Annotated in this window: 26 protein-coding genes; 2 read left to right on the top strand and 24 right to left on the bottom strand. The window is 53.0% G+C overall.

The window, feature by feature from the left end:
* Both HJG40_RS06695 and HJG40_RS06690 read right to left on the bottom strand, forming a co-directional pair.
* On the bottom strand, positions 1-417 hold a 417-nt coding region (locus tag HJG40_RS06695), incomplete at its 3' end, for a glutamine amidotransferase-related protein (RefSeq protein WP_438263561.1).
* A gap of 26 nt (positions 418-443) precedes the next feature.
* Positions 444-1370: a selenium metabolism-associated LysR family transcriptional regulator gene (locus HJG40_RS06690; RefSeq protein ID WP_142087321.1), complete on the bottom strand. Its 927-nt coding sequence runs from the start codon at positions 1368-1370 to the stop codon at positions 444-446.
* A gap of 84 nt (positions 1371-1454) precedes the next feature.
* Between HJG40_RS06690 and HJG40_RS06685 the strand changes: the two genes are divergently transcribed.
* Entirely contained in the window at positions 1455-2039 is a 585-nt protein-coding gene (locus HJG40_RS06685) for a TM2 domain-containing protein (RefSeq protein WP_215863462.1), read from the top strand.
* A 21-nt stretch (positions 2040-2060) separates the two neighbouring features.
* Here the strand turns inward: HJG40_RS06685 and HJG40_RS06680 are convergent, their stop codons facing one another.
* From HJG40_RS06680 to HJG40_RS06650, 7 genes are all read right to left on the bottom strand, one after another.
* On the bottom strand, positions 2061-2336 hold the full coding sequence (locus HJG40_RS06680; RefSeq protein ID WP_215863461.1) for a type II toxin-antitoxin system RelE family toxin: 276 nt from the start codon (positions 2334-2336) through the stop codon (positions 2061-2063).
* The gene (relB, locus tag HJG40_RS06675) at positions 2320-2544 is read right to left on the bottom strand and encodes a type II toxin-antitoxin system RelB family antitoxin (RefSeq protein WP_215863460.1); all 225 of its coding nucleotides are present in this window, start codon (positions 2542-2544) and stop codon (positions 2320-2322) included. The genes HJG40_RS06680 and relB overlap by 17 nt, the downstream gene beginning before the upstream one ends.
* Positions 2545-2657: 113 nt before the next feature.
* On the bottom strand, positions 2658-3803 hold the full coding sequence (locus HJG40_RS06670; protein ID WP_215863459.1) for an aldo/keto reductase: 1146 nt from the start codon (positions 3801-3803) through the stop codon (positions 2658-2660).
* A complete protein-coding gene (locus tag HJG40_RS06665; protein WP_215863458.1) occupies positions 3800-4981 on the bottom strand; it encodes an acetoin utilization protein AcuC in 1182 nt (393 codons plus the stop codon). Before HJG40_RS06665 ends, HJG40_RS06670 begins: the two co-directional genes overlap by 4 nt.
* Positions 4981-7473: a nitric oxide reductase activation protein NorD gene (locus HJG40_RS06660; protein ID WP_215863457.1), complete on the bottom strand. Its 2493-nt coding sequence runs from the start codon at positions 7471-7473 to the stop codon at positions 4981-4983. Before HJG40_RS06660 ends, HJG40_RS06665 begins: the two co-directional genes overlap by 1 nt.
* Positions 7474-7482: 9 nt before the next feature.
* Entirely contained in the window at positions 7483-8280 is a 798-nt protein-coding gene (locus HJG40_RS06655; protein ID WP_010637306.1) for a CbbQ/NirQ/NorQ/GpvN family protein, read from the bottom strand.
* 3 nt (positions 8281-8283) lie between these two features.
* Complete coding sequence (locus HJG40_RS06650; RefSeq protein ID WP_226857261.1) at positions 8284-8682, bottom strand: hypothetical protein; 399 nt, start codon at positions 8680-8682, stop codon at positions 8284-8286.
* 122 nt (positions 8683-8804) lie between these two features.
* Between HJG40_RS06650 and HJG40_RS06645 the strand changes: the two genes are divergently transcribed.
* Positions 8805-9128, top strand: a complete 324-nt coding sequence (locus tag HJG40_RS06645; RefSeq protein ID WP_024893006.1) for a hypothetical protein — start codon at positions 8805-8807, stop codon at positions 9126-9128.
* Between the two features lie 78 nt (positions 9129-9206).
* On the opposite strand, the gene HJG40_RS06640 is transcribed toward HJG40_RS06645, so the two are convergent.
* The 15 genes from HJG40_RS06640 to HJG40_RS06570 all read right to left on the bottom strand — a co-directional run bounded on the left by HJG40_RS06640 (position 9207) and on the right by HJG40_RS06570 (position 22232).
* Positions 9207-9584 carry a hypothetical protein gene (locus tag HJG40_RS06640; RefSeq protein ID WP_215863456.1) on the bottom strand — a complete coding sequence of 126 codons (378 nt, stop codon included), beginning with the start codon at positions 9582-9584 and terminating at the stop codon, positions 9207-9209.
* A gap of 31 nt (positions 9585-9615) precedes the next feature.
* Positions 9616-10623 (bottom strand): lipoate--protein ligase family protein, encoded by a 1008-nt coding sequence (locus tag HJG40_RS06635; protein ID WP_215863455.1) that lies wholly within the window; start codon positions 10621-10623, stop codon positions 9616-9618.
* A gap of 49 nt (positions 10624-10672) precedes the next feature.
* Entirely contained in the window at positions 10673-11077 is a 405-nt protein-coding gene (locus HJG40_RS06630; protein WP_024893003.1) for a hypothetical protein, read from the bottom strand.
* A gap of 167 nt (positions 11078-11244) precedes the next feature.
* Positions 11245-12564 (bottom strand): OmpP1/FadL family transporter, encoded by a 1320-nt coding sequence (locus HJG40_RS06625; RefSeq protein ID WP_215863454.1) that lies wholly within the window; start codon positions 12562-12564, stop codon positions 11245-11247.
* Between the two features lie 244 nt (positions 12565-12808).
* Positions 12809-13945 (bottom strand): radical SAM protein, encoded by a 1137-nt coding sequence (locus HJG40_RS06620; protein ID WP_142087337.1) that lies wholly within the window; start codon positions 13943-13945, stop codon positions 12809-12811.
* A gap of 24 nt (positions 13946-13969) precedes the next feature.
* Positions 13970-15031, bottom strand: a complete 1062-nt coding sequence (locus tag HJG40_RS06615) for a geranylgeranyl reductase family protein (RefSeq protein WP_215863453.1) — start codon at positions 15029-15031, stop codon at positions 13970-13972.
* Positions 15028-16098, bottom strand: coding sequence for a lipoate--protein ligase family protein (locus HJG40_RS06610; protein ID WP_215863452.1), 1071 nt, complete (start codon positions 16096-16098; stop codon positions 15028-15030). The genes HJG40_RS06615 and HJG40_RS06610 overlap by 4 nt, the downstream gene beginning before the upstream one ends.
* Before the next feature lie 50 nt (positions 16099-16148).
* Entirely contained in the window at positions 16149-17270 is a 1122-nt protein-coding gene (locus tag HJG40_RS06605) for a radical SAM protein (protein WP_024892999.1), read from the bottom strand.
* Positions 17271-17355: 85 nt separating this feature from the next.
* Positions 17356-17796 (bottom strand): glycine cleavage system protein H, encoded by a 441-nt coding sequence (locus HJG40_RS06600; protein WP_226832646.1) that lies wholly within the window; start codon positions 17794-17796, stop codon positions 17356-17358.
* 20 nt (positions 17797-17816) lie between these two features.
* Positions 17817-18212 (bottom strand): DsrE family protein, encoded by a 396-nt coding sequence (locus tag HJG40_RS06595; RefSeq protein ID WP_010637289.1) that lies wholly within the window; start codon positions 18210-18212, stop codon positions 17817-17819.
* Complete coding sequence (locus HJG40_RS06590) at positions 18209-18655, bottom strand: biotin/lipoyl attachment domain-containing protein (protein ID WP_010637288.1); 447 nt, start codon at positions 18653-18655, stop codon at positions 18209-18211. The genes HJG40_RS06595 and HJG40_RS06590 overlap by 4 nt, the downstream gene beginning before the upstream one ends.
* A gap of 66 nt (positions 18656-18721) precedes the next feature.
* Positions 18722-19633, bottom strand: coding sequence for a CoB--CoM heterodisulfide reductase iron-sulfur subunit B family protein (locus tag HJG40_RS06585; RefSeq protein WP_215863451.1), 912 nt, complete (start codon positions 19631-19633; stop codon positions 18722-18724).
* The gene (locus HJG40_RS06580) at positions 19626-20345 is read right to left on the bottom strand and encodes a 4Fe-4S dicluster domain-containing protein (RefSeq protein ID WP_215863450.1); all 720 of its coding nucleotides are present in this window, start codon (positions 20343-20345) and stop codon (positions 19626-19628) included. Before HJG40_RS06580 ends, HJG40_RS06585 begins: the two co-directional genes overlap by 8 nt.
* A 23-nt stretch (positions 20346-20368) precedes the next feature.
* Complete coding sequence (locus tag HJG40_RS06575; protein ID WP_215863449.1) at positions 20369-21187, bottom strand: hypothetical protein; 819 nt, start codon at positions 21185-21187, stop codon at positions 20369-20371.
* Positions 21177-22232, bottom strand: coding sequence for a CoB--CoM heterodisulfide reductase iron-sulfur subunit A family protein (locus HJG40_RS06570; protein WP_215863448.1), 1056 nt, complete (start codon positions 22230-22232; stop codon positions 21177-21179). The genes HJG40_RS06575 and HJG40_RS06570 overlap by 11 nt, the downstream gene beginning before the upstream one ends.
* Positions 22233-22380: the final 148 nt, after the last annotated feature.

Below are 22380 nucleotides of genomic sequence, written 5' to 3'. Positions count from 1 at the left end.
CCAGACCATCACCTTGGCACCGTCCACGGCCTGAGCCAGAGGATCGTTTTTACCCGCCTCCGTGGCATGCGCCGTCGTAAAATAGGCGTTGTGATAAGGTTCGAGTTGCAATTCTGCGCCCTCATATTTAGCCAGCAGCAGCGCGCCCAGCCCGAAACCCACTACCGGTCTGCGGTTTTTACGGAACATGGCAATGGTTTTAATTTCCTGTTCCAGCCATTCGTGTTTTTCTGTTTCCAGCGGAGACATCGGCCCACCCAACAAAAACAGGGCATCAAAAGTCAGGGCATTCCCCGGTAATTCACCGCTCAAAAAAACCCGAAAATAACTGAAACCGATGTCGCGCTTTTCCAGTTGGCTTTCCACGATTCCCAGAAATTCGGAATAACTGTGCTGCACGACTGCAAAATGCTTCATTCATACTCCTCAAAACTTCTCGTTGATTAGACCTCGCGACGCACCGGCATGGCCAACATGTCCTTGCTGCAACGTTCCTTGGCAAACTCCAGAAATTCATCCATAACCAGACTGCGGAATTTTTGTTTCTGGTACACAAAAAAGTACGGTCTTGCCAGAGCCGGGCTCAGAGGACGGGCCAGCAAGGTGCCCAGGGCCAACTCTTTCAGCACCGTGGCCTCGGAGACAATGGCCACGCCGAGCCCCCCTTCCACCGCGCCCTTGACCGCCTCTGGGCTACCCAATTCCATGGTGATATGCAGATCATCCGTATCGATGCCGGCCTGATGCAGATACTCCATGGTGACTTCCCGGGTGCCGGAACCTTCTTCGCGGGACACAAAGGGATAATCCAGCAGCTCTTGAGCAGACACGCTTTCATGAAGGCCCAAAGCGTGATCAGGCTGGGCGATGACAATCATGGAATCCATGCAACACTTGAGCGTGGCCAGACTTTTATTGGTCACCACGCCTTCCACCAGTCCCAAATCGATACTGTTATCTTCAATCATGTGGACAATTTTGTCGGTATTACCAACATGCAGACGTACCTGCACGTCCGGATATTTCATTTTGAAATCACCGAGCAGGCGGGGAAGCATATACTCGGCAATAGTGGTACTGGCTCCGATCAGCAAATGACCACGCAAGTCTCCGGTCATTTCTCCGACACGATTAGACATTTCCGTGTACAGGGAAATGATGCGTTCTGAGTATTCGTACACCACCATGCCCGCTTCAGTGAGGCTGATGCGATTATGGGTACGGTCAAACAACCGCGTATTGAATTGCTCTTCAAGCTGTTTCACCTGAAAAGTCACCGCAGGCTGCGTCATGTGCAAAGTATCTGCCGCTTTGGTAAAGCTGAGCATCCTTGCCACCGTGTGAAAAACCTGTAACCGTCGATCTGCCATGGAAATCCTTAGTCACCCGCGACTTTTAATGAGTTTAGGGGTAATATCTGAGCGCTTCAATACAGTATTTAAGGAGGATAACCCATGCCCAAGGCTTGGGAAAAGCTCGATCTGCAAGGCGCCGGGGTACAGAGTTTACAAATTCGCTTGCAAAAACTCCAGAAAAAACCTCTATGGGCCTATCTATACTGGTTTTTGTTCCCCTTTGGCGCCCATCGTTTTTATCTGGAAGAATCTTGGGCCTGGGTATTTCCGCTGGTGACGGCTGCCGTGGTGGTACTGGCCATACTGGGGCTGTTATGGGAAGCCATTGGCCTGGCCGTTCTGATGCTGGCATTCGCCCTTTGGGATCTTAGCCGCATCAGCCACTGGATCAGCATCTATAACAAGGAGTTGCGCAAGGCCAACTGGTTTGCCCGACAAACCCCTGCAGCGCCTGCTGGTTATCAGGGTCGCACGGATACGGGCGAAGCACCTGCCCAGTGGCAACGTGAGTTACAAAACTATACAGCCACCAAGGAAAGTGAACGGGCCGGACATCCTGCTACACAAAACCCTGCCAACAAGGGTTTTGCCCCGGGACAAAGACGCATGTCTTTTGCGGAACAGGAAAAATTGTTGCGGGAAATTGCCAGCGCGCCCAAAGGCGAAAAGCCCAAAGATCATTAGGTGGAACTGGATGTTTGAGACTTATGCTTTTCGATAAATCTCTTTGCGATTGCCAATGCGCACAACGAGGATGGTCATCGTGCCATCCTCAATGCTGGCTATGATTCGATAATCCCCTACACGATACTTCCAGAAAATTCCCAGTTTGGAGCCTTTGAGGGCTTCGCCAATGCTGCGAGGATTCTCAAGTGCCGCAACACGCTCGCGCAGAAACGCAATGATGCGTAGGGCGACAGACTTATCCAATGCAGCCAACTCCTTCCTGGCCTTGTCATCGAACTCAATCCGCCAGACCAAGATCGCGCTCCACCTCATCCAGTGTATAAGTGCGGCTTCGACTTGCCCGAATATCAATCAGACGTTGCTCTGCAAGGTACAAATCTTCAAGGTCGTCCAAGTGCTCAAGGATAGCCTCGCGAGCGTAAAAAGTTTTGGTACGCCCGGTGGCCTGCGCCAGAGCTTCGAGGCGAGTTTCCACTTCGGCAGGGAGTCGGATGGCCAGCATATCAGGATCCTGCTTTTAAAAAGATATACGAGTATAGCACCATCACAAGAAACACGAGCAAATTATGCCATGAGTCAAAAACGTTTTATGTTAATGCACGCTTTTCTCAAAAATTATTTTTCCTTTTCAAACATTGCCAGATAACGTTCTTTGGGTAAGGGGAGCTGCTTGGCCACCGCCAAAAAATCTGCCAGATGCAGGGGTGAACTCATTCCCACCAGGGTAACACCAATGCCCGGTGTCGAGCGCACAAACTGAATGGCCCGTTGCGCCGCATTGGCTAGTTCGGGAATCCCTTCCTGCAAGGAAGGGATTTCTTCCTGGGCCAGCAATCCTTTACCCAGGGTATGGCTGGCCATGACGGTCAGCTTGAGCTGAAAAGCAGCCTGAATGGTCGAACCAATATTTCCCTGTCCAGTAACCTGACTGAAGCGCGTATAGGCTTCGGGCATCAGGGCATTAAAGGGGAGTTCCACTACCCGCAGATGGTGCCTGTTGCCTTCACCGGCCGCCTTCTCGGCCAGGCCAATCAGACTGGTCAGGGACTGGAACAGGGCATGATCGGTTTCCACCCGACAGGCATTGAAGGTAGAGATGCCGTAATAACGAATTTTGTTTTCTTTAACCGACTGTTCCAACACGGTAAAGACCTGGAGCAACTTCTGGTACATGCGTTCTTTGCCAATCAGCGGAATATGCACCTCCGGCTGATCCACCAGAAACACATCCAGGGTTTCCAGGCCGGTTTGGCTGCGTAAATCATCCAGTTGCCAGGCAATATATTCGGGACTCAGACAATGCACATTCTGGGCGAGGTCTTCTTCCTTGCCCAAGCCTTTAGCCACCACTTCCTCACGGAAAAAGGCGAGAGGATCTTCGGGACGCCCGCCAGTAAAGGTCAAGAACCCGCCCTTGCCCACCACAAAAAACTCCTCGCGGAGAATTCCCGCCGCCATGGCCTTGGCAATACCGGCACCCACCGCCCGACCAGCCCGGCCAAAACGATAATTCGCACCGGTATCAATCACGTTAATCCCGGACTGCAGGGCTTGAGCAACAATGGCCGCAACGGCCAAATCGGTCACGTCATCCACCGCGCCGGGGAATGTGCCCACCCCCAACGAGGACAACTTGATCCGGGTATTCAGAAAATCGCTGAAATGTTCTTCCGCCAGAGTCTCTGCAAAACGCGCTACATAAGCCTTACTGCCGACACTATTGGCGGCTCCGGGAATCAATGTGTTATCCGCAGCATTCACGCAGCGTTTCTCCTGTTTGCAAAAAGAGGATGATGGTGGAACAGATAATCCAGGCGATCCGTCACCTCAGTCCGCAAGGAACCCGGCAAGGGGAGATCATCCAGGTACTGGAATTGACGGCTATAATCGGGGGCCTCTTCATCGTCCAGATCCCATTCCACGCCTTCCAGCAGGACGCGGCCTGACTCCGGCAGATTTTCATCCAGTGTCCGTCCGGACAAAATCGCCCAGACCCCGGTCCAGCAGCGTGCCAAAGCAATGGGATGATACCCTCCTCCACCCAGCACCAGCAAACGCGGGCTTTCGGCGAGCAGACGCCGGAGCATCTGCCAGAACAGTCCATTGGATATCCGGAATTTGCTCAGCGGATCAGGAGACAAAATATCCGTACCTGCCTGCAAGACCACCACATCTGGGGAAAACTGCCGCATGACCCGGGACCATAAGGCTTCGAAAACTGCCGCATATTCCGTGTCGTTGATTTCTGCTGGCAGGGGCAGATTAACCGCCATTCCTTCATGGTCATCCAGCCCGCCACCCTGAAAAGGATAGGCATAAGCCGTGTCCATGTGCAGGGAAACCGTTAAGGTATCAGGATCCGCATAAAAAGCTGCCTCTACCCCATCGCCATGATGGGCGTCCATATCCCAGTACAGCACCCGCAGCCCGGCCTTGCGCAGATGCTGGATAGCCAGCACCGGATCATTCAGATAACAAAATCCGCGCGCCTGGCCAGGTGCCGCATGGTGCATGCCACCTGCCGGACTGAACGCGGTATAACCCTGCAATACCTGCTCTGCGGCCAATATGCTGGACCCCGTAGCCAGATTGGGGGTATCAAAAAAACCGGGGAAATATGGATTTTCCAGAGTGCCCAGTTGATATTGTTTACGATCGGTATCACGGACATTACCGCGAAACTGCGCACGCTCAAAGGCCTGAATATAATCGCGGGTATGAAAACCAAACAGCTCCTGATGACTGGCTGGACGCCCCAGGCAATATTCTTCGGGAGTAATAGCGCCATAACTGTTGATCAGATCCAGAGTCAGGGAAACGCGCGGAATTGCCAGCGGATGATTACTGCCATAACTGGCGCGGCGATAGCGGGCAGCGCCGACAAAGCGGGCCGGACGGGTGGCCGCCAGCCGGGGCTGCAGCAATTCTTTCTCATTCATCAGCCATGCCCCCGCAGGCGCAGGTACACTTCGGGCAGACGCGCTGGCAGGCTATCCAGATGCGGCAGTACCAGATAATGTCCCTGCCCGAAAACCTGTGGCAAATATTCTCCACCCTGGGGATCCAGACTGATACAGAAGGCGTGAATACCCAGTTCCAGCGCTTCCCGCACCGCCATGCGGGTATCTTCCTGCAAATAGCGGGCATCTCCCCCGTCATCATAATCTGCCGGACGACCATCGGAGAGAATCAGTAACAGGCGGCGCTGGGCGGGGCTGCGCAGCATCAGTTTGCTGCTGTGGCGAATAGCCGCGCCCATGCGCGTCGCCAGACGCCCAGACAAGCCTCCCAGCAGGGCCCTGGCTCTTGCGTCAAATTTGTCGGTGAATCGCTTGATGGGATACATCAGCACCTCATCATGATATTTGCTCGCAAAACCATAGACCGCAAAGGGATCCCCCACTTCCAGCAAAGCCTCGCCAAAAAGCAGCATGGCCGCACGCAGCCGGTCCACTACCCGCACCCCGGAATCTCCTGCTTCGGCCATGATGGAAGTGGAAAGATCGGCCAGCAGCAGCACTGCCGTATCCCTTTGCTGGGGACGGCGCTGCAAATACACGCTGGCTTTAGGCGAACGTCCGGCACGTTTTTCAATCAGAAACTGCACAGCGGCTTCGAGATCGGGTTCATCCCCCTCATACTGACGACGACGGGGAGACATCCGGGTCGGCTTCTGGGCCTGCAGAGCGCGCTTCAGACGCCGCAAAGTCCCATCATATTCGGCGGCTATTTCAATGGCCTTGGCTTCATCTTTTTCGCGCAGCTTACGCTCGTGCACCCGCGCCCAGTCCATTTTGTACTGCTGATGGCGGTAGTCCCACTCGCGGTAGGGCCAGCCGCCCTTGGGACCTTTCACACCCCGACCACTGCCCGCCACCTTGGCTGGCAAAGGAATCCCCACACCCACGCGCCCGCCCGTACCCTGAATGTCTTCGGGCGGGATTTCCATGTCCGGGTCATTCCCCTCGGCGGCCTGTGGGGTTTCCTTGGGTTTTTCCTGATGACCCGCCGCACCCAGAGCACTGTCACCCTCTACTTCCGGTCCATCGTTGCCGTGTTTTTGCCGGGGATAGACGGGCCTTGCAGCATTGGGCGAATGACCGGGCAAATAAGCGCGGGCACGCTCCGTGAGGGTCAAAGGCGGCAGGATGGTTGTGGCATACAACCCCATAGCCACCCGGAAGGCATCCACAATACCGGCTTCACAACGGGTCAGCTCCGCCAAATCAGGGCTCAACCGACCTTGCTGGTAATCTTCCAGATAACGCTGGGCCTGTTCATAATAGGCAGCAGCCACGCCCTCAGGCAGTCCGTGCTTGCGGGCCGCCCGTAGCAACCGAGCGATATATCCTGGCATTTCCCGATCCAGTGCTACATCTACGCGCAGGTCTTCGCACAAATCAAAAATCATCTGGAAACGAATCAGGTCTTCACCAAACTGGGCAAACAACGGCCGCCAGGTAATACGCTGATCGGGGTCCAGCGGAGGATGCTCCATACCAATTTCCGCAAACAGAGCGTGGATGGCATCCTGCTCATAGCTGTCATAAGCCAGATGCGCACCGGTATGGTAAAAAGCCAGCAGGGCTTCTTCCCGATCCGGCATGACCGCCGGCACAAACAGACTGCGGCCATCGGTTTCCAGAAAACTGCGGCCCCCTTCCAGACTCCAGTCGCCCTCTTCCAAAGGCAAATGCAATCCGGTCCAGGCCTGCAGCAACAAACCAAACAACCGCTTGTGGGTTCCCATCCGAAAACCGGGCAGCACCTCCAGCAGAAAACTGCGGGCTTCATCACTTTCCAGCCGGAACCAGGCCTCACCCCGAATCCGACCGGCAGCCAGCACATCTGCCCCGCGTCGCGCCCATTCCGCCACACCGTCCAGACCACAGATACCGCGCACCTTGATGGCGCCATCCAGATAAGTCCCCAACCCCAGACGGCCTTTAGCCAGGCTGTCAGCGGGTTGCAGCAGGGCAGTCAGGCCAGCGGTGCCGTTATCCCCAAAAAGCGTCGCTACCGGCATCCGGAAATAAGCCGCAGCACTATCTACATGACGGTCAATCCAGGCCGCCCCCAGCTTGAACCACAGCGCCTCGCCTTCGACTCCCCAGTTTTTACGCACCGTGGCCGCCTGCGCAAAAAAACCAACCACGGCGCGAAAGGTTCCGCGCTGAGTCAGAAACTGCCGCGCCTGTTCCAGCCAGGGGTCCAGACCGCCAAAAGTTGCCACCATGTTGGCCGTAGCATGGAAAAAGGCCTTGCCAGCTTCCCGGTCATAAAAAAACAGGTCTCTGCCTGTTTCCAGAAAGCGCAGGGAGGCTTCTTCTCCCAGAGGCGCTACTGCAGGCAGCGCTTCGCGGGCATCACGCCCGGCCACAAAACTGATGGCCGCCAGATGCTCGAGGATTTCTTCGGTCGCTTCCGACATGAAAGCTCCTTAGCGTTCCGGGAAAAAAGTCCGGAAAATTTCCAGCAAGGCTTCACTTAATTCCGGATCATCGGTTTGCGGGTTGATGATCGCCATAGTGCAGGCTTCCAGAGATTCCAGTCCCGCCACCATCAACGCTCCGGCGTAAATCAGCGCGCGCGTCGAGGTCACTTCCTGCAGACCCTGATCTTTAAGATTACGGGCTTTATCTGCTGCCGCCACCAGGGCCTTGGAGCGGGATTCATCCAGCCCCGCCTCTTTCATGACAATCCGGGTTTCCACCTCGGCCGGGGGATAGGTAAAATTCATACCCACAAAACGCTGCTTGGTCGAGGGTTTAAGATCTTTCAAAACCGTCTGGTAACCGGGATTATAGGAAATGACCAGCATGAAATCGGGATGCGCATTAATTTCCGTGCCCAGCTTTTCAATGGGCAGATGACGGCGATGGTCCGTCAGGGGATGAATCACGACCGTCGTGTCAGTCCGCGCTTCGACAATTTCATCCAGATAGCAGATCGCTCCCTCACGCACCGCCTTGGTCAAAGGTCCGTCCTGCCAGACCGTAGCATCCCCTTCAATGAGAAAGCGCCCGACCAGATCTGAACTGGTCAGATCTTCGTGGCAGGCTACGGTAATCAGAGGCCGCTTGAGGCGCCAGGCCATATGTTCCAGAAAGCGGGTTTTGCCGCAACCCGTCGGGCCTTTAAGCATGACCGGCAAACGGCGGCTCCAGGCCGCCATAAACACCCCGACTTCATTGGCTACGGGTTGATAAAAAGGTTCCTGGATAATCATTTCACTCATTACTCAACCCTCTTGATTTTGTTCGGCATGACTACGCAAATACAGAAATATATGACGCAGGGTATGAATCACCATCCGCTCAGGCTGGGCGGGCAGCGCATCCTGACGCTCTGCTTTCAGACAATTCTGGTAGTAAATCAGTTCACGACAATTATCGCGAATAGTATTCCAGTGGGGCTTGCCCTTCACCAGGGTTTTCCACAATTCCAGCAAATCCGCATCACTGGCATAAGGCTTATGCTCGGCTTCCAGCATAATCCGCAACATGGCCTGTGCTTCGGCAATGCCCGCTTCCAGCAATTCGGGCAAGGGCATTCCTGCAATTTGTTGTCTGGCTAGTGCTTCAATACGTTCATGGGCGGCATCCAGTGCCGTAATTAACTGTGTTGACTCGGTCATCATCACTCCTGATCGGTTTTTCGGCGAAACCCGCTACCACTCCGGGAGATTTTCGTCTAGGATAAAAGAGTTTTAGCTAAATGCGTGTATAATTCATTTTATAGTGTGATTAATAAGGGGCAACCATGAGCAACAAACTCGTCAAGATGGTCAAACTGAACAACCTGCAATACAACGCCAATCGCGATCCCCAGGTCTACCGTCGCGTCGCCGGACATCCTTTCCGGATTCAGGCCATGCTGGAAGGTCAGGGCAGCGCCAAAGTCAGTGTAACCTGTGAGGGCAAGACTCTGAAAGAAAGCACCCTGGAACTGCCGGGTATTTTCTCCTACGAAGTCACCTTCAAGGATGCCGGCATTCGCATTGCCACCCTGACCGTCAGTGCCGAAGGTCAGAGCGAAAGCCATGACCTGCTGCTGGACACCGAAGCCCACGCCAAGGTCGGCTGAACCACCGAGCCAATCGGTCTATCAAGCGCCGCCCGGCTGAACAAAGCCTGCGGCGCTATTTTTTGCCGTGCTTTTTTATTACCAGGCAAATTGCTGGAAAAATTCCGGCAGACGTTGCAAGCCTTCTTCCCGATCAAAAAAGCGGTCAGCCCGCGCCGAACGCGCCTGATCACGCAATTCGCGGCTCCCACCCAAACAGAAAATAGGGATATTCAGCTGGTGTTCGCGGCGGATCATGTCTATCAATTCCACCGGATCACTGATTTGCGGGTCTTCCAGATTCAGCAGCATAAAGCGGTGCAAGAGAATTTCCTGCCATTCATCAAAAGCATCCAGATCTGTGGCTTCCGTCATTTCCCACTTTTCCGGAATAGAGGATTCCACCGCCTGACGCAATACCGCATCACTATTCATCAATATAAAACGCTTGCGCATCCGGTCATCAATACTGGGCATTCGTCATCTCCTGTCATTCTGGATTCGGCTTTTAATCTTTCCAGACAGCGGTTTCGGCAAAGCGCGCCGCCCAAAGGGCGTATTCGTCACCGGCTAATTGCTGCAAGGCGGCGTTGAAAGCGCGGGAATCCTTCTGCAGGCCAATAAATGTCTGCGTCTCACTTTCTGTCCACGGCGAGCCTTCCACCTTACGAAAGCAGCCATTTTCTGTCCAGATACGTAAATACGGTCCTTCCGGCCAATGGCTTTCGGTCAAAAAAGCGCCTGCTTTAATCTTAATGCCCGCAGCTACGCGGCGGCTTCTGCGGTCTTCCCATTCGGGCTCTTCCAGTTCCGCTTCTGCCACGGCGCGCTGCTCATCACGACTCAGCACCGTCTCGACGACCGCTTGCACTCCCAACTTTTCCAGCACGTTAGGAAAAGCCGAGCGTATGGCCTCGGGCGTAGGTGGCGAGGAGGACAGTTGCGACCAACTCCAGACACTGTCCTCCAAGGCCTCCACCAGCCAGGCGCGAAACGCTTGCGAAGGAGCTGCCACACAAGCGACAAAATTCTGCCAGTCCACATGAAGCATGACGCTACCGCCCAGCACCAGACTGCGCCCGATACTCGCTGCTCCGGTCCCGCTGATTTTACGCCCGGCGCACCAGAAGTCGTGCCCATCGCGTGCTTCAACGAGCACCCCAAAATGCGCATAAAGAGCGACTATCCAGGGCGCGATATAGTCAAAAAGCTCAGGGGCACGGTGCATACCCCACGCCGTCGGAAAAATAAAAAAGTAGTTGAGCTGCCCGCCATCCACCCAGACCAGTCCGCCCCCCAAGGATCGTTGCAGCACCGGGACCCCCAGCTTTTTAAAGGCCCGCAGGTCGAGTTCCGCTCCGGCAGATTGTGCGGCACCCAGACTCAGATGCGCCGCGCTTTGTACCAGCAGCAAGATGGGCAGGTCGCTGTCACTTTGCGTCTCTGCCAGCCCCACATAGGTTTTGTGGAGTAACTCCGGGGACAACACGCCCAGGGAGATGATGCGCAACTGCACCCCTCAGAGCTGCCCGGTCAGGTGTTGTAACTGGTGAAAACGCATTAACTCAGGCGTTTTCTTCCCGGGTTTCCTTATCCTTGGGACGATAAAAAGCCGAGAAATAGAAATCCCGCTCATTCAAGGCCTCATGCCAGCGTACCCGTTCTTCCACACCCGCCTGCATAATACCCGCCATAGCCATGGACTGCTCGCTATCCAGAATCAGGATGGTATCCTGCAAATCTTCATCCAGCTCGATAAAGTGCGCGGCCATACCCAAAGGTTCCTGCACATGCACCAGAAATGATTTGCAGGCAGGATCTTCGGGATCCAGTGGCGTCATGACCAAACGACCCATATAGGCCATTCTCGCCAATTGGTTAAAACGGGGAATTTCCAGCTTTTTCCCCATCTTGTATTTGTTGAGTTCATTTTTGAGGCTGCTGACATCGGTAATTGGTATGGACTTCATGAGTTTCCTTAGATTCCTTGCTGATCGGATTCTGACCAGTTTCGCGCAAAACCCCCTTGCGTTGCAAGGTAAACGGATTTTTGCGACGCCAACGCGGGCCCGAAAGCTGAACACAAAAAAAGGAGACGGTTGCCCGTCTCCCACGTACCCTGAGGAGGGGTATGGTTTTAGAAGTCGTAACCGAGTTGCAGACCGAAGGAGTTTTCCGTCAGCTTTGCACTCGTATTCTGCACATATCCTGCCTGAACATAAGGCTCTAATCCGGGTAATAACGGCGTACCGTTATTGGTATTACTAAATCCATGCATATAAGCTTCTGTTAGCTTCCAACCTTTACCGAGCTTCTGCGTCGCACCAACCGTAATTGAGTTTTGAATAAGAGCAGGGAACAAAAGATTAGCCGTAGTATCAGCACCTTGACCTATTGGATTTGTTCCATAACAGTAACCGGCACGAACCTGCAACCAGTTTGTCAGATCATACTGAGTACCGATATTGAATACCCATTCATTTTTCCATTTAGTGGGGAGGCTTACAACATTAGTACCATTCCACGGTCCATAAATATTAAAGGATCCAAGAGTAGCGCTCCAATTAATCCACTGGCCCTCAACACTCACCAACCATTGCTTTGTTGGCTTGATAGCCATACCGAAAGCAACTTGCTGTGGGTAATTGAGATGTGCACTATATTCACCTGAATTCCCAGACACACCTTCGACTGTCCCACCAGTTCTAGATGGCACAAATTTTGTGGGAACAAACTGACCAGTTGCCTGCCAATTAAGCGGGGTATAAATTTGCGGCGTCTTGTATGAAAGACCCAAGGTAACCATAGGGTTTACTTTGTAAATCATACCTAATGTTAAGCCAATACCGTATGCCGAGCTTGGACTTGCCAGGTTAAAACCGGATTGACCCTCTGGACCACCGAAAACTTCCTGAAAGGACGCGGATTCATAACCAATATTCAGTGCTGCACCAAGGCTCATATGATCATTAACTTTCCAGGAGAGCGCGGGGGACATTTGGAATAATTGAATATTACTGGTCGCCAGTACTGAATCTCCCAATACCTTATTGAATGGTGCAGGGATAGACTGAATATAATTCGTTCCAAGCCCTGAAGTACCATACATTCCGCCGCCAAAAACCAGATTATGACCTACAGGGGCAACCCAACCTAACGAAGGTACGGCGTAAATATTTGTGTGACTTCCAATATTTCCAAAACCGAAATTGGTTGAACGCGTAGGGTTAAAAACCTCTGCCGAAAATGCAACCTGAGGAGCTATCCAGGAAAGACCAGCAGGGTTACTAAGAGCAGCCATAGGGTCACCAGGAGCCGCAACAACCGCACCACCCATGCCCATCGCATACTGACCAATACCAATTAACTGATAACCATTCGTTGCAAAAGCGCTGCTGGAAATGCCCATTGCCAGAGTTGCTGCTACTGCTACCCCTAAAATCCGTGATTTTTTCATCTGTATCCTCCGCCCACAGTTGTGTCGCTAATGACACGGTGATTGTGTCTTATCAGGAACAGTGTTGCAAGAACATTGATCTATCAATTTTTTAATCCAATTATCAGCGCTTAAAATATGGGTATATTAGCAACAATAAATATTTCTGGATTTTCGGGAGTCCCCATTAAAAAAGGGGCCGAAGCCCCTTTTTTCATTCAGCCAATTTATCATGAATCGGCTGAATATTTTTCCCAAAGGCCTGTCAGCCTGGGAATTGCAGATCCTGCAAACGCATCTGCCGACGCACGATTTCCACATCTTCCTTATTGAGGGCGAAGGGGAAGGAACGAATGTCGGAGGGCGAAGAATCCCCATAGGGACGATTACAGGCGCTGACTTCTTCGTCATCTTTGCCGGGACAGCCGGAAGTCTGGAAAGGCTTACCGGAGTTGATAATGTCTTCCAGCTCCGCTTCGGGATAGCCGAAGTCCACTACCCGGCCATATTCGTCGAATTTCATGTCATCGTAGCGGCCACCGGCATAATCAATGAGGAAACGACCCAACTGAACGCGACGCCAATGATCCTGAGGCACCGGATCCCAGTCTTCCATCATGGAACCTTTCTCCGGGAAAAAGGCAAACATGTGATTATGACCGCCCATGTCCTTCATTTTCTGACAGACTTCAAGAATTTCCTGTTCGGTTTCGCCCATGCCACAAATCAGATGGGCGCCGAATTTTTCCGGTCCATAAATTTCGGCCGCCCATTCAATGGCCTGCCAGTATTTATCCCAGGAATGCGGGCTTTGTACGGTTTTGCCACGGGTCCGCTCAAAAATTTCGGGGGTCACAGCATCCAAAGCTACTGTGAATATGTCCGCACCGGCTTCTTTAAGGTTGATGAGATCCTGCTTTTCCATGGTGGTCGGGTTGGAAAGAATGGAAACCGGAATATGGGGGGCGACTTCCATCCAGCGTTTGAGCATGGTCATGGTGTCATTGTCTGAATCGGGATGGGTAATCATGCTGATGCACATGCGCTGAAAATCACCCTTGTCGCTGTTCTGGGCAATGCGCTCGAGCATTTCGTCCACCCGCACCGTCGGCCAGTCCACCCGAATGAAATTGCGGTCGGCATAATCGCGGCTTTCTTCGCGATGGCGGGCCAGACCACAGTAGGTGCAGTTGGCGCGGCAACCTTCCGGGTAGGTCATCAGCAGATTCAGGCAGTTGGTACAGGAGGTGCGATGCATCACGCCGGGCACCAAACCCAGGGTAATGGCTGCCGCCGTACTTAACTGCACATAGTCCGGGGAACGCATCGTCGGTGTTTTGACGAAATAATCCGGGCGATAAAAATTTAGGGTCTGAGAATTTTCTTCGACTACCGCACTCATGGACGTTCCTCCTGTCAATCTGCCTTAAGCGGCAAAGTATTCATCAAAAGCGATCCAGGCGGATCGCATTACCTGGTCTTCCTGGGCTGCAGGCTTGCGCCATACAGCTTCCAAAGATGTTCTGCGCTGCACAGCCCGGCGCAAAGCGGGTCCGAACTGATCCTGCATATCTTCTTCATAACTTTCCAGCGCATCTTCATCGCCGGACAGAAAAGCGGCAGCGGCCAAACCGACGGCTTCCCCACTGATGACCGCCGCAGGTATGCCGGCGCCGGTAATGGGATGCGTCAATCCTGCAGCATCCCCACAAAGCAAAACATTATCGTGGATCATGGGACGCAATCCACCAACGGGTATGGCGCCACCAGTTCTACCAAGCACTTCGGGGCCAATAATGCCGCGCTCCACCATCTGCTGGTGGAGATGTTCCAACGGCACTTTGAGATTATCCTCAAAGCGTTTATCAGCCCCCAAACCCAAATTGGCAACCGGTCCACGCGGAAATAACCAGCCGTAACCGCCGGGAAAAGCATCAGACAGAAAAATATCCGTATCGGCATAGGGATAACTTAAGGGTACCGTGTATTGCCGGGTATACACTACCTGCTGATGCGGCAGTCCAATGGCTTCAGCCACCGGGCTATGCGGACCATCGGCGGCAATCAGCAGCAAGGGTTCAATCTCTTGTATCTCACCGGTGGACAGCTTGATTTGGGCGTGGCGACCATCCCAGGCAACAAAGGCGCTGCGTGTTTTCACCTCAGCCCCGGCAGCCTGAGCGAGCTCTGCCAGCCCCTGATCAAAGCGTCCCCGATCAATCATGATACCGGGGAAGACGCTATGATGCTCTATACCAGAGGGAAGTACCGTCATCATGCCTGCCACTTCCTGCACCCGCGCCTGAGTCTCATGAACAGTACGCAGCAAGGGCATGGGCACAAATTCTGCGCATTGTACCGGCAGCCCAATTTGTGCCCGACGATCCACACACAGTACCCGCAGCCCCTTATCGGCGGCAGCACGGGCAGCAGCTGTTCCGGCCGGACCGGCACCGACAATCAGCAGATCCAATTTAATTTTACTCATGGCTGCTCCGCTGCCATACGCAGCACACTGGCAAAGTGTTCAGCCTGCAAACCAAAACCATCAATGTTTTGCTGCACAAACAGCTCGGCAAGAATACTGTCCACGTCATTCAGATGCACATTACGCAAGGCGGCTTCCATATCGACGATGGCGCGGCGGGGTTGGATGAAGTAATCCCCGCTGAAATGCACCTGACGCACCCGATTACCGAAGCTATCCCAGAGGATTTCAGCCTGCAGGGTTCCACCCGGCGCACGCAGACTGGCTTTGCGCAGTGGCATACCGTCGCGTGCACGATTATTCACATCCAACCATTCAGGATCGCGGATTTCAGTCAACATATCGGGCAATAATGCCATAACCGGTTCTGGCATTTCTCCCGTTTGAAAGCACAGCCCCAGGTGTAAGCGGAAACCTTCCAGCAACGCCTCTTGAACCGTTGCCAGCTCAGGCGCCTCGCCCAGCAGAGTTCGTAAACTGGTAACCCGATCAGCGACGGATGCAATGGCATGGGCATCGAGTTTTTCCACCGGAACCCGAAGGACCCGCAACATTCTGGGTATGTCCAAATCCACCAGCACGGTACCCTGAAAAAGCAAAACATCGCCGTCCATGATACCGCCCGTACCCGAAATTTTTTTACCTTCCACTTCAATATCATTACGCGGACGGAAACGGGCATTGACCCCCAGCTTCGATAAACCAGCGGCAGCCGCCAGACATATTTTCCGGGAGATTCCCGCCATGTCGCTTTTGGGCAGAGCATCCCGATGGCAGACCAGTTCCCAGCCAATTTGAGTCGGATCAAAAATTAACGCGCCACCGCCCGTAAGCCGGCGCTGAACAGCAATGCCCTCTTCCCGGCAAAAATCCAGATTCAATTCCTGATCCGGAGACTGGTGGTAACCCACCAGCGCCGATTCTTCAAAGCGCAAAAAGCGGAAAATATTGGGAATGGCCTGATCACCCATAGCCTGCAGCAAAGCTTTATCCAGCGCCATGTTTTCATCGGCTGGGCGCAAACCCGTATTCACCACCAGCCAGGGAGCCTGAGCTGCAGGGTTCATTGCGGGTAACCCCGAAGCTGCAAGCTGGTCACAAGTACCACGTACATTGCTCAGGCCGTAAAAACGATGGGAATATCGCGCAGTTGGGTGCGGCGCTTGGGAGCAGCAGGTACGTAATCCAGAGGCATGGTCGTGGACTCGTCACCCATGCTAAGCACTTCTTCACCGACAATCATGGAGCAACAGGACGGGGTCACGAACACATCCCGCTCCAGATGTTTGGCCAATGCCAACATGCCATCGGAGGGGAATGCCACCCCATTGAGGCCCGCCATCACCGCATAGGTGTCGGTAATGGAACGATGCACACCTGATGGCCGCGCACAACCCAGCAACACCGGGGTTTCTGGAAGTGCAGCACGGGCATCCATAAAGAATTTACCGACTTCATCGGTGGGTGGGGTCACAAAAGGACGACTGGAGGAGGCATACTGGGGCATAATAACGACCAGCACCAAAGCGCTGGGCAGATGCCGTTGAATGATTTCCAGCGAATTCCACTCACCCAGCAGTTCTCCATAATGCAAGCCGATGACAATGTGGGGAACCACCTTCATCGAGGTAGCGACCAAAGCTTCCAGGGCCGCCTCGAAGTCATCCACAGTACGACGCAGATGGTAGACCTGATTGATGGTGTCCTGGGCGCCGATCACATCCATCATCGCCACATCCACTCCCGCATCTTCCATGCCTCTGGCAAATTCCGGGGTGGCGATTCCGGTATGCATGGCAATTTGCAGGTTGGGGTAACGATCCTTGATTTTGCGCACCATAGGAAAATACGGTTCATAATGAACCACATTCTGGTGGTCCGACCCACCTGACAAGAGCAAACCGCGACCACCATCGAGAACAATCTGATCGACCAGGCGATCTAGTTCTTCAGGACTGCGTACCGGAATCATAGGTTCCAGAATTTTGGCCTTGCAATGATCACATTGGAGTTTGCAGTCACCGCCGGTAATGGAGATGGCCGGGAACGCATTTTTACCACAAGCAGAAACTTCCGAAGTCTCGTGGTGTTTGAATGAAGGCGTATAGAAATTGATACGACCCACCTGACTGCCAGCCAGGCCAGACCAACGCTCCCGCATGGATTCGACCAGATCAGCGTTGAGCGTCAGATCTTCTAATGCTTCCACTTGCGAAACAGCGTTTAACCATGGGTTCATATTAATTTCCATCCTTATCAAGCATTAAGAAAGCTAGACGGCCGCAAAATGCGGCCGTCTGACTGGATAGGGCTATCTGAATAACTCAGCAGCCACCAAAACCATCAGCCGTCATCTTTTCCTCAAAAGCGGCCAGAGCGTCGGCACCAGTTTTCAGCTCGCCGGAATCACCAGCGAAGTCAGCCGGAGTCAACTTGGCAATCCAGCCACTACCATAGGGATCCTTGTTAATCAGGCCCGGGTCCTTGGCTACATCATCATTGCTGGAAACCACGGTGCCACTCACCGGGCTCTTCAGTGGGCCTACCCACTTGCCAGATTCAACCGTCGCGGCAGACTTGTCTTTTTTGATGTCTTTTCCAGCACCCTTGGGTGTGTAGGAAACAATCTGACCGGCCAAAGCACAGGCATAAGAAGTCATACCAATGGTGATGCTACCGTCATCTTCTTTGCGCAACCAAACGTTGTTATCCACGTTGTACATCAAATCTTCGGGGATTTCACAGCCACGTACAGTTCCCATCATTTTCTCCTTCGGGTTTTAAATTAAAAAAACAATAGCCGGTCAACCGACAAAATCAAATCAGCAAGATCACCGGCTGAAGCCACTTCATCCACTTCATCAATCAGGTTGTCCGCTTCAATCTCATAACCGGGAAGTGCCGGTCTGCATACATAAAGCTGAGCCCCGGCATTTTTGGCATCGCGGATAAAATCAATAATCCGCTTTCCGCCCTCCATCGCTGCCAAATTTTCTGCAACACCCACTTTCATGAGCTTTACCGCTTCCATGGTGCAAAAAATCTTAACCTCTGCGTCCATGGAAGACAACAACGAACCCAAATAGAAAGGCGTGGCACAACGATGGGCAGTGCTTGGGCCACTGGTCATCACAATAACCACTGACTTTTCACCGTCATCGTTCAAATAATGATCACTCATCGCATACCCCGTTCACAATGGATGTCGTCGCGCAGACAGCGCTGCCGATACAACTCAAATGCGGCATCCCCAGTAGACAGTTTTTTTAACGCTACGTCCACGGATGCCACCGGTCGAACCCGCGCAATCCACGCTTCATAAGGCTCAATATTCAGCAGGTTGGGATCTTCGAGCACATCTTCGTTGGCCAAATCAATCACACAATCAAACACGTTAGGAACCGGACCCGCCCACTTGCCACTTTCAATGGTTGCCACTGGCTTACCGACGGGCCGACGTGTACCCGGACGGCGCACCCGCACATGCAAAATTTTTCCGGCAATTGACTGGGAAATATCCGTCATACCCACCGTCAGGGTTCCGTCGCCTTCACGACGTACCCAGATCTGACACTCCTGATCATAATATAATTCGGCGCGAAATTCGCATCCGTTACATTCCATAGCCTCCCCCTGTTGACAGCGGCAGGTAAAAAAAAGCGCCCCATTACGGGGCGCTTCCTAACCTTGTTATACGATGCCTTTGGCCGCGAGCAGATCCATGGAATCGCTGACGTTGTCGGGAATACCGACCTTACGTGCAGACAGGCCCATAGCCAACCCTAACAACTGGGTGAAGTAGATGACCTTAACGTTGGATTTGATACCGAATTCCGTCTCCGCACGGACCTGATGCATTTCCAGGCCAGAGTGACAGGTGGGGCATTCCGTAGCAATGACTTCAGCGCCGGCATCTTCGGCTGCCTGGAGGATATTCAACACCAACTGCGTGGAAGTATCTGAGTCAGAAAGCGTATGCGCACCACCACAGCAAGCGGTTTTCAAGGAAAAATCGACGGCTACCGCGCCCGCTGCATTGAGCAGATCGTCCATAAAATGCGGTGCATAACTGGATTCAGAACCGGGACCTTGATCTTTTTCCGGGAAAATCTGCCGGGGACGGGTGTACATACAGCCATAATAATTGGCGATTTTCAGACCGTTCAGACTTTTCTTGACCTTGCTTTTGATGCCATCAGGACCGACATCCTCCATGAACCACTCAAGAGCATGCAAAGTACGCACATCACCGTCATATACCGGATCACCGGATTTATCTGCCAGATCCTGAACCGTCTTCATGGTTTCTTCGGAAGTGGCACATTCATATTCCGTCTGCTTCAGGTTGCGGTAACAACCGTTGCAAGGTGCCATCACCGTATCACAACCCTGCAATTTACTGGCAATGGCCAGATTGCGGGCGGACATGTAGGTCTGCAGCATGGGGTGGATATTCTTCACCTCCATGGCACCACAGCAGTTGTAGTCTTCAAGGTTTTCCATCTGCAGGCCCAGTTCTTTAACCAGAACGCGGGTGGACTTGTCGTAGGGTCCGCCGGAACCTTCCAGCGCACAACCCGGATAATATGCAACCTTAGCCATGATGAGCAGCCTCCTTCTGTGCTTTCACATATTCTGCGAGTACTTCACCAGTCTTGCCCCAGGACTTGGTTTTCGGACGGAAGACAACATTCATGCCCATTTTCGCCAACTGTCCCAAAGGTAATCCCTTGGACAAACGCTTTCCGAATTCAACAATCCAAGCCTGGACCAGAGGTTGGTTGGAACGCTTGAAAAAACCCATCATAACCTCGGTGTCCTCAATGCGACCAAACTCAATACACTGATGGGTGAATTCTTCGTCAAAATGGGTGGATAGGGTCTTGGGGGTCAGCCCATTATCTTCCATCCAGTGTGCAGTGGCTTTCATTACGCCTTCAGGACGCACGTCCTTGGGGCAAATGTTGGTGCACTTGTTACAGGACACGCACTGCCAGATGATGTCTTTATCTTTCATCAACTCGGCCTTCAGGCCCAGACGAATCAGATAAATCCAGTAACGGGGATTGAAGTCCACGTTCTGGGCGTACATGGTGCAGGAGTTGGTGCAGGAACCGCACTGCCAACAACGATGCACATTCTCGCCACCACTGTAGCTCTGAATGATCTTTTCGAAATTTTCTTCATAGTCGGTGAGCGTACGAGGAGTAATCATCGTGTTCCAGGAACCTGAAACATCCACTCCGTCCACTACCAGATGGTCGTGCTGTAAAATCCGATCTGGATCGATCAGTGTTTTTTCATGAATAGCCATAGCTGCTCCTAATCCCTAATTCATCAATGAATGTCGTCTCTTTTGATACGAGACCCGCCCATCCGCCGCTGCACTTCAACACCCAGCAACTTACGAATCTGCTCCGTAAAGTCGGTCTGACCGCCAAAGTCCGAACGCAAAAAGCCTTCTGCCATTGCCCGCACATATTGTGAATACTGATGAGCGAGAATGATGTCTACCATATAGGGAACATCACGATATACGCCCAACTCCAGCAATGTTTCGCGCATCCACTGGCGTAATCCCTCAAACATCTCGGGACTTTCACCAAAAGGAAAATCCGTGAGGTAATCTCCACCGCGAATAAACTCGCGGATAGCTCCGGATGTGGTTCCTTGATCCCAAATCCAGCGGGTCATAAGGGGATACCGCTCCGGGTCACTGAAGTGCAGGACTTCAGCAGCCACGTCCCTGATGACACGTTTGACTTTTCCGGTAGCTGGCAAGGCCTCTTCGAACCTTGCCATGCGCTGCGTCAGATCACCGTGTCCGGTGAGCAGGTCGCGCATCAACTCCCCAACCTTGGCCGCACCTTGTTCCTCAATGAGCGGCCATATTTTCCGCCGCGCCGTAAACATCTGCGCGACGAGATGTTCCATTTGTGTTTCGGTCAGGGGCTGCTGTTCTTCCAGTAGCAGACGGCGAAAGCTTGCCGTCTTTTCTGCCATGTTGCTCACCAGATCGGCAAGACCCTGTTGTCCCTCAAAAGCTTCTTCCAGTTCATAGAAAGAACGATTGAGCAGGCCCTTGTCGAGCTCAATGGGCAGTGTGGCAGGAACGATATGTTCTTCGTTCCTATCCTGGTAGATATCAGCTGGCAACTTTCTGCTGTCCGTAGAGATCAGCTACTGCACGTGAACCAGCGGACTGGCCTTGAGCAATAGAAGTATCGATATCTTCCGGGCCGGTAGCCGCACCACACACATAAATACCCTTACGCGTCGTTCCCTGACTGTTGGTGTACTGCTCGGCACGATCAATAAAGCCGTGTTTTTCGAGACCAATACCAAAAGTCTTGGCAATTTCAGAATTCAGAGCATTGGGATCCATACCGATAGCGTGAACAACGATATCCATAGGAATCACAATAGGACGCTTGACCAGAGTATCTTCGCCCTTCACCAGCAAACGACCGTCCGGTGATTTGGTGACTTCGGCAATACGCGCCTTGACGAACTTGGTCTTGTACTCTTCTTGACTCTTCCAGTAGAACTTGTCTTCGTAAAGGCCGAAGGTACGGATGTCCATGTAGTAAATGAACACGTCGGTACTGGGTGAAATTTCTTTGATTTCCATCGCCAGATTCGTAGAAACGGTGCAGCAGATTTTGGAGCACCATTCACGACCAATCTGACGGTCACGGGAACCTACGCAAAGGAGAATGGCAACGCGCTCGGGCACCCGTCCATCCGAAGGACAGGTAATTTGACCGGTACCAACCATCTGTTCCATCTGGGTGGTGGTCAGTACGTCTTCATAGGTACCAAAACCCCATTCCGGCTTATTGATGGAGTCAAAGTGGGTGAAACCGGTACCCAGCACGATGGATCCTGCCTCGACTTTGTCACCGTTGCTCAGGGTCGCCGTAAAATTACCGGCTTCCCCTTCAACCGTGGTCACTTTGGTCGATTTGTGGATAGCCACATTGCCGTCCCCTTCAACCCGACTGACCATACGCCCAATAGCGTCCTTGGCCCACTCACCCGAAGGAACCAGTTTGGCGTAACCAGAGATGATCGGGGCGCCACCGAGAATATCTTCCTTCTCGACGATGACCGCTTTCTTGCCCATCGAAGCGATGGTTGCAGCTGCTGACAGACCGGCTGGGCCGGCACCTACGACTAATACTGTATCCTGTGCACTCACTGATTTTTCTCCTTAAGCGCCCGCTTTCATGTTGATATTTTGGTTAGTGGCGAGTTCGGGGTTGTAGAGGTATTCCACATTACCCTGTTCGACCTGTTTGAGGTATTCCTGGAAGTCGGCTTTGGCCTTGTCCCAGCTGATGCCCATT

The sequence above is a fragment of the Acidithiobacillus concretivorus genome (assembly GCF_018853445.1).
GTDB classification, from domain to species: Bacteria; Pseudomonadota; Gammaproteobacteria; order Acidithiobacillales; family Acidithiobacillaceae; genus Acidithiobacillus; species Acidithiobacillus concretivorus.
This window is presented reverse-complemented; position numbering and strand designations above follow the sequence as displayed.

What these genes read in the sequence shown, in the direction of transcription:
- relB (WP_215863460.1), bottom strand. Translation starts at nt 2,544, where the DNA reads ATGCTGGCCATCCGACTCCCTGCCGAAGTGGAAACTCGCCTCGAAGCT.
- HJG40_RS06600 (WP_226832646.1), bottom strand. Translation starts at nt 17,796, where the DNA reads ATGATGGGAACTGTACGTGGCTGTGAAATCCCCGAAGATTTGATGTAC.
- HJG40_RS06630 (WP_024893003.1), bottom strand. Translation starts at nt 11,077, where the DNA reads ATGAAGTCCATACCAATTACCGATGTCAGCAGCCTCAAAAATGAACTC.
- HJG40_RS06585 (WP_215863451.1), bottom strand. Translation starts at nt 19,633, where the DNA reads ATGGCTAAGGTTGCATATTATCCGGGTTGTGCGCTGGAAGGTTCCGGC.
- HJG40_RS06685 (WP_215863462.1), top strand. Translation starts at nt 1,455, where the DNA reads ATGCCCAAGGCTTGGGAAAAGCTCGATCTGCAAGGCGCCGGGGTACAG.
- HJG40_RS06660 (WP_215863457.1), bottom strand. Translation starts at nt 7,473, where the DNA reads ATGTCGGAAGCGACCGAAGAAATCCTCGAGCATCTGGCGGCCATCAGT.
- HJG40_RS06615 (WP_215863453.1), bottom strand. Translation starts at nt 15,031, where the DNA reads ATGAGTAAAATTAAATTGGATCTGCTGATTGTCGGTGCCGGTCCGGCC.
- HJG40_RS06645 (WP_024893006.1), top strand. Translation starts at nt 8,805, where the DNA reads ATGAGCAACAAACTCGTCAAGATGGTCAAACTGAACAACCTGCAATAC.
- HJG40_RS06590 (WP_010637288.1), bottom strand. Translation starts at nt 18,655, where the DNA reads ATGGAATGTAACGGATGCGAATTTCGCGCCGAATTATATTATGATCAG.
- HJG40_RS06580 (WP_215863450.1), bottom strand. Translation starts at nt 20,345, where the DNA reads ATGGCTATTCATGAAAAAACACTGATCGATCCAGATCGGATTTTACAG.
- HJG40_RS06605 (WP_024892999.1), bottom strand. Translation starts at nt 17,270, where the DNA reads ATGAACCCATGGTTAAACGCTGTTTCGCAAGTGGAAGCATTAGAAGAT.
- HJG40_RS06650 (WP_226857261.1), bottom strand. Translation starts at nt 8,682, where the DNA reads ATGATGACCGAGTCAACACAGTTAATTACGGCACTGGATGCCGCCCAT.
- HJG40_RS06665 (WP_215863458.1), bottom strand. Translation starts at nt 4,981, where the DNA reads ATGAATGAGAAAGAATTGCTGCAGCCCCGGCTGGCGGCCACCCGTCCG.
- HJG40_RS06595 (WP_010637289.1), bottom strand. Translation starts at nt 18,212, where the DNA reads ATGAGTGATCATTATTTGAACGATGACGGTGAAAAGTCAGTGGTTATT.
- HJG40_RS06640 (WP_215863456.1), bottom strand. Translation starts at nt 9,584, where the DNA reads ATGCCCAGTATTGATGACCGGATGCGCAAGCGTTTTATATTGATGAAT.
- HJG40_RS06690 (WP_142087321.1), bottom strand. Translation starts at nt 1,370, where the DNA reads ATGGCAGATCGACGGTTACAGGTTTTTCACACGGTGGCAAGGATGCTC.
- HJG40_RS06655 (WP_010637306.1), bottom strand. Translation starts at nt 8,280, where the DNA reads ATGAGTGAAATGATTATCCAGGAACCTTTTTATCAACCCGTAGCCAAT.
- HJG40_RS06610 (WP_215863452.1), bottom strand. Translation starts at nt 16,098, where the DNA reads ATGAACCCTGCAGCTCAGGCTCCCTGGCTGGTGGTGAATACGGGTTTG.
- HJG40_RS06620 (WP_142087337.1), bottom strand. Translation starts at nt 13,945, where the DNA reads ATGAGTGCGGTAGTCGAAGAAAATTCTCAGACCCTAAATTTTTATCGC.
- HJG40_RS06625 (WP_215863454.1), bottom strand. Translation starts at nt 12,564, where the DNA reads ATGAAAAAATCACGGATTTTAGGGGTAGCAGTAGCAGCAACTCTGGCA.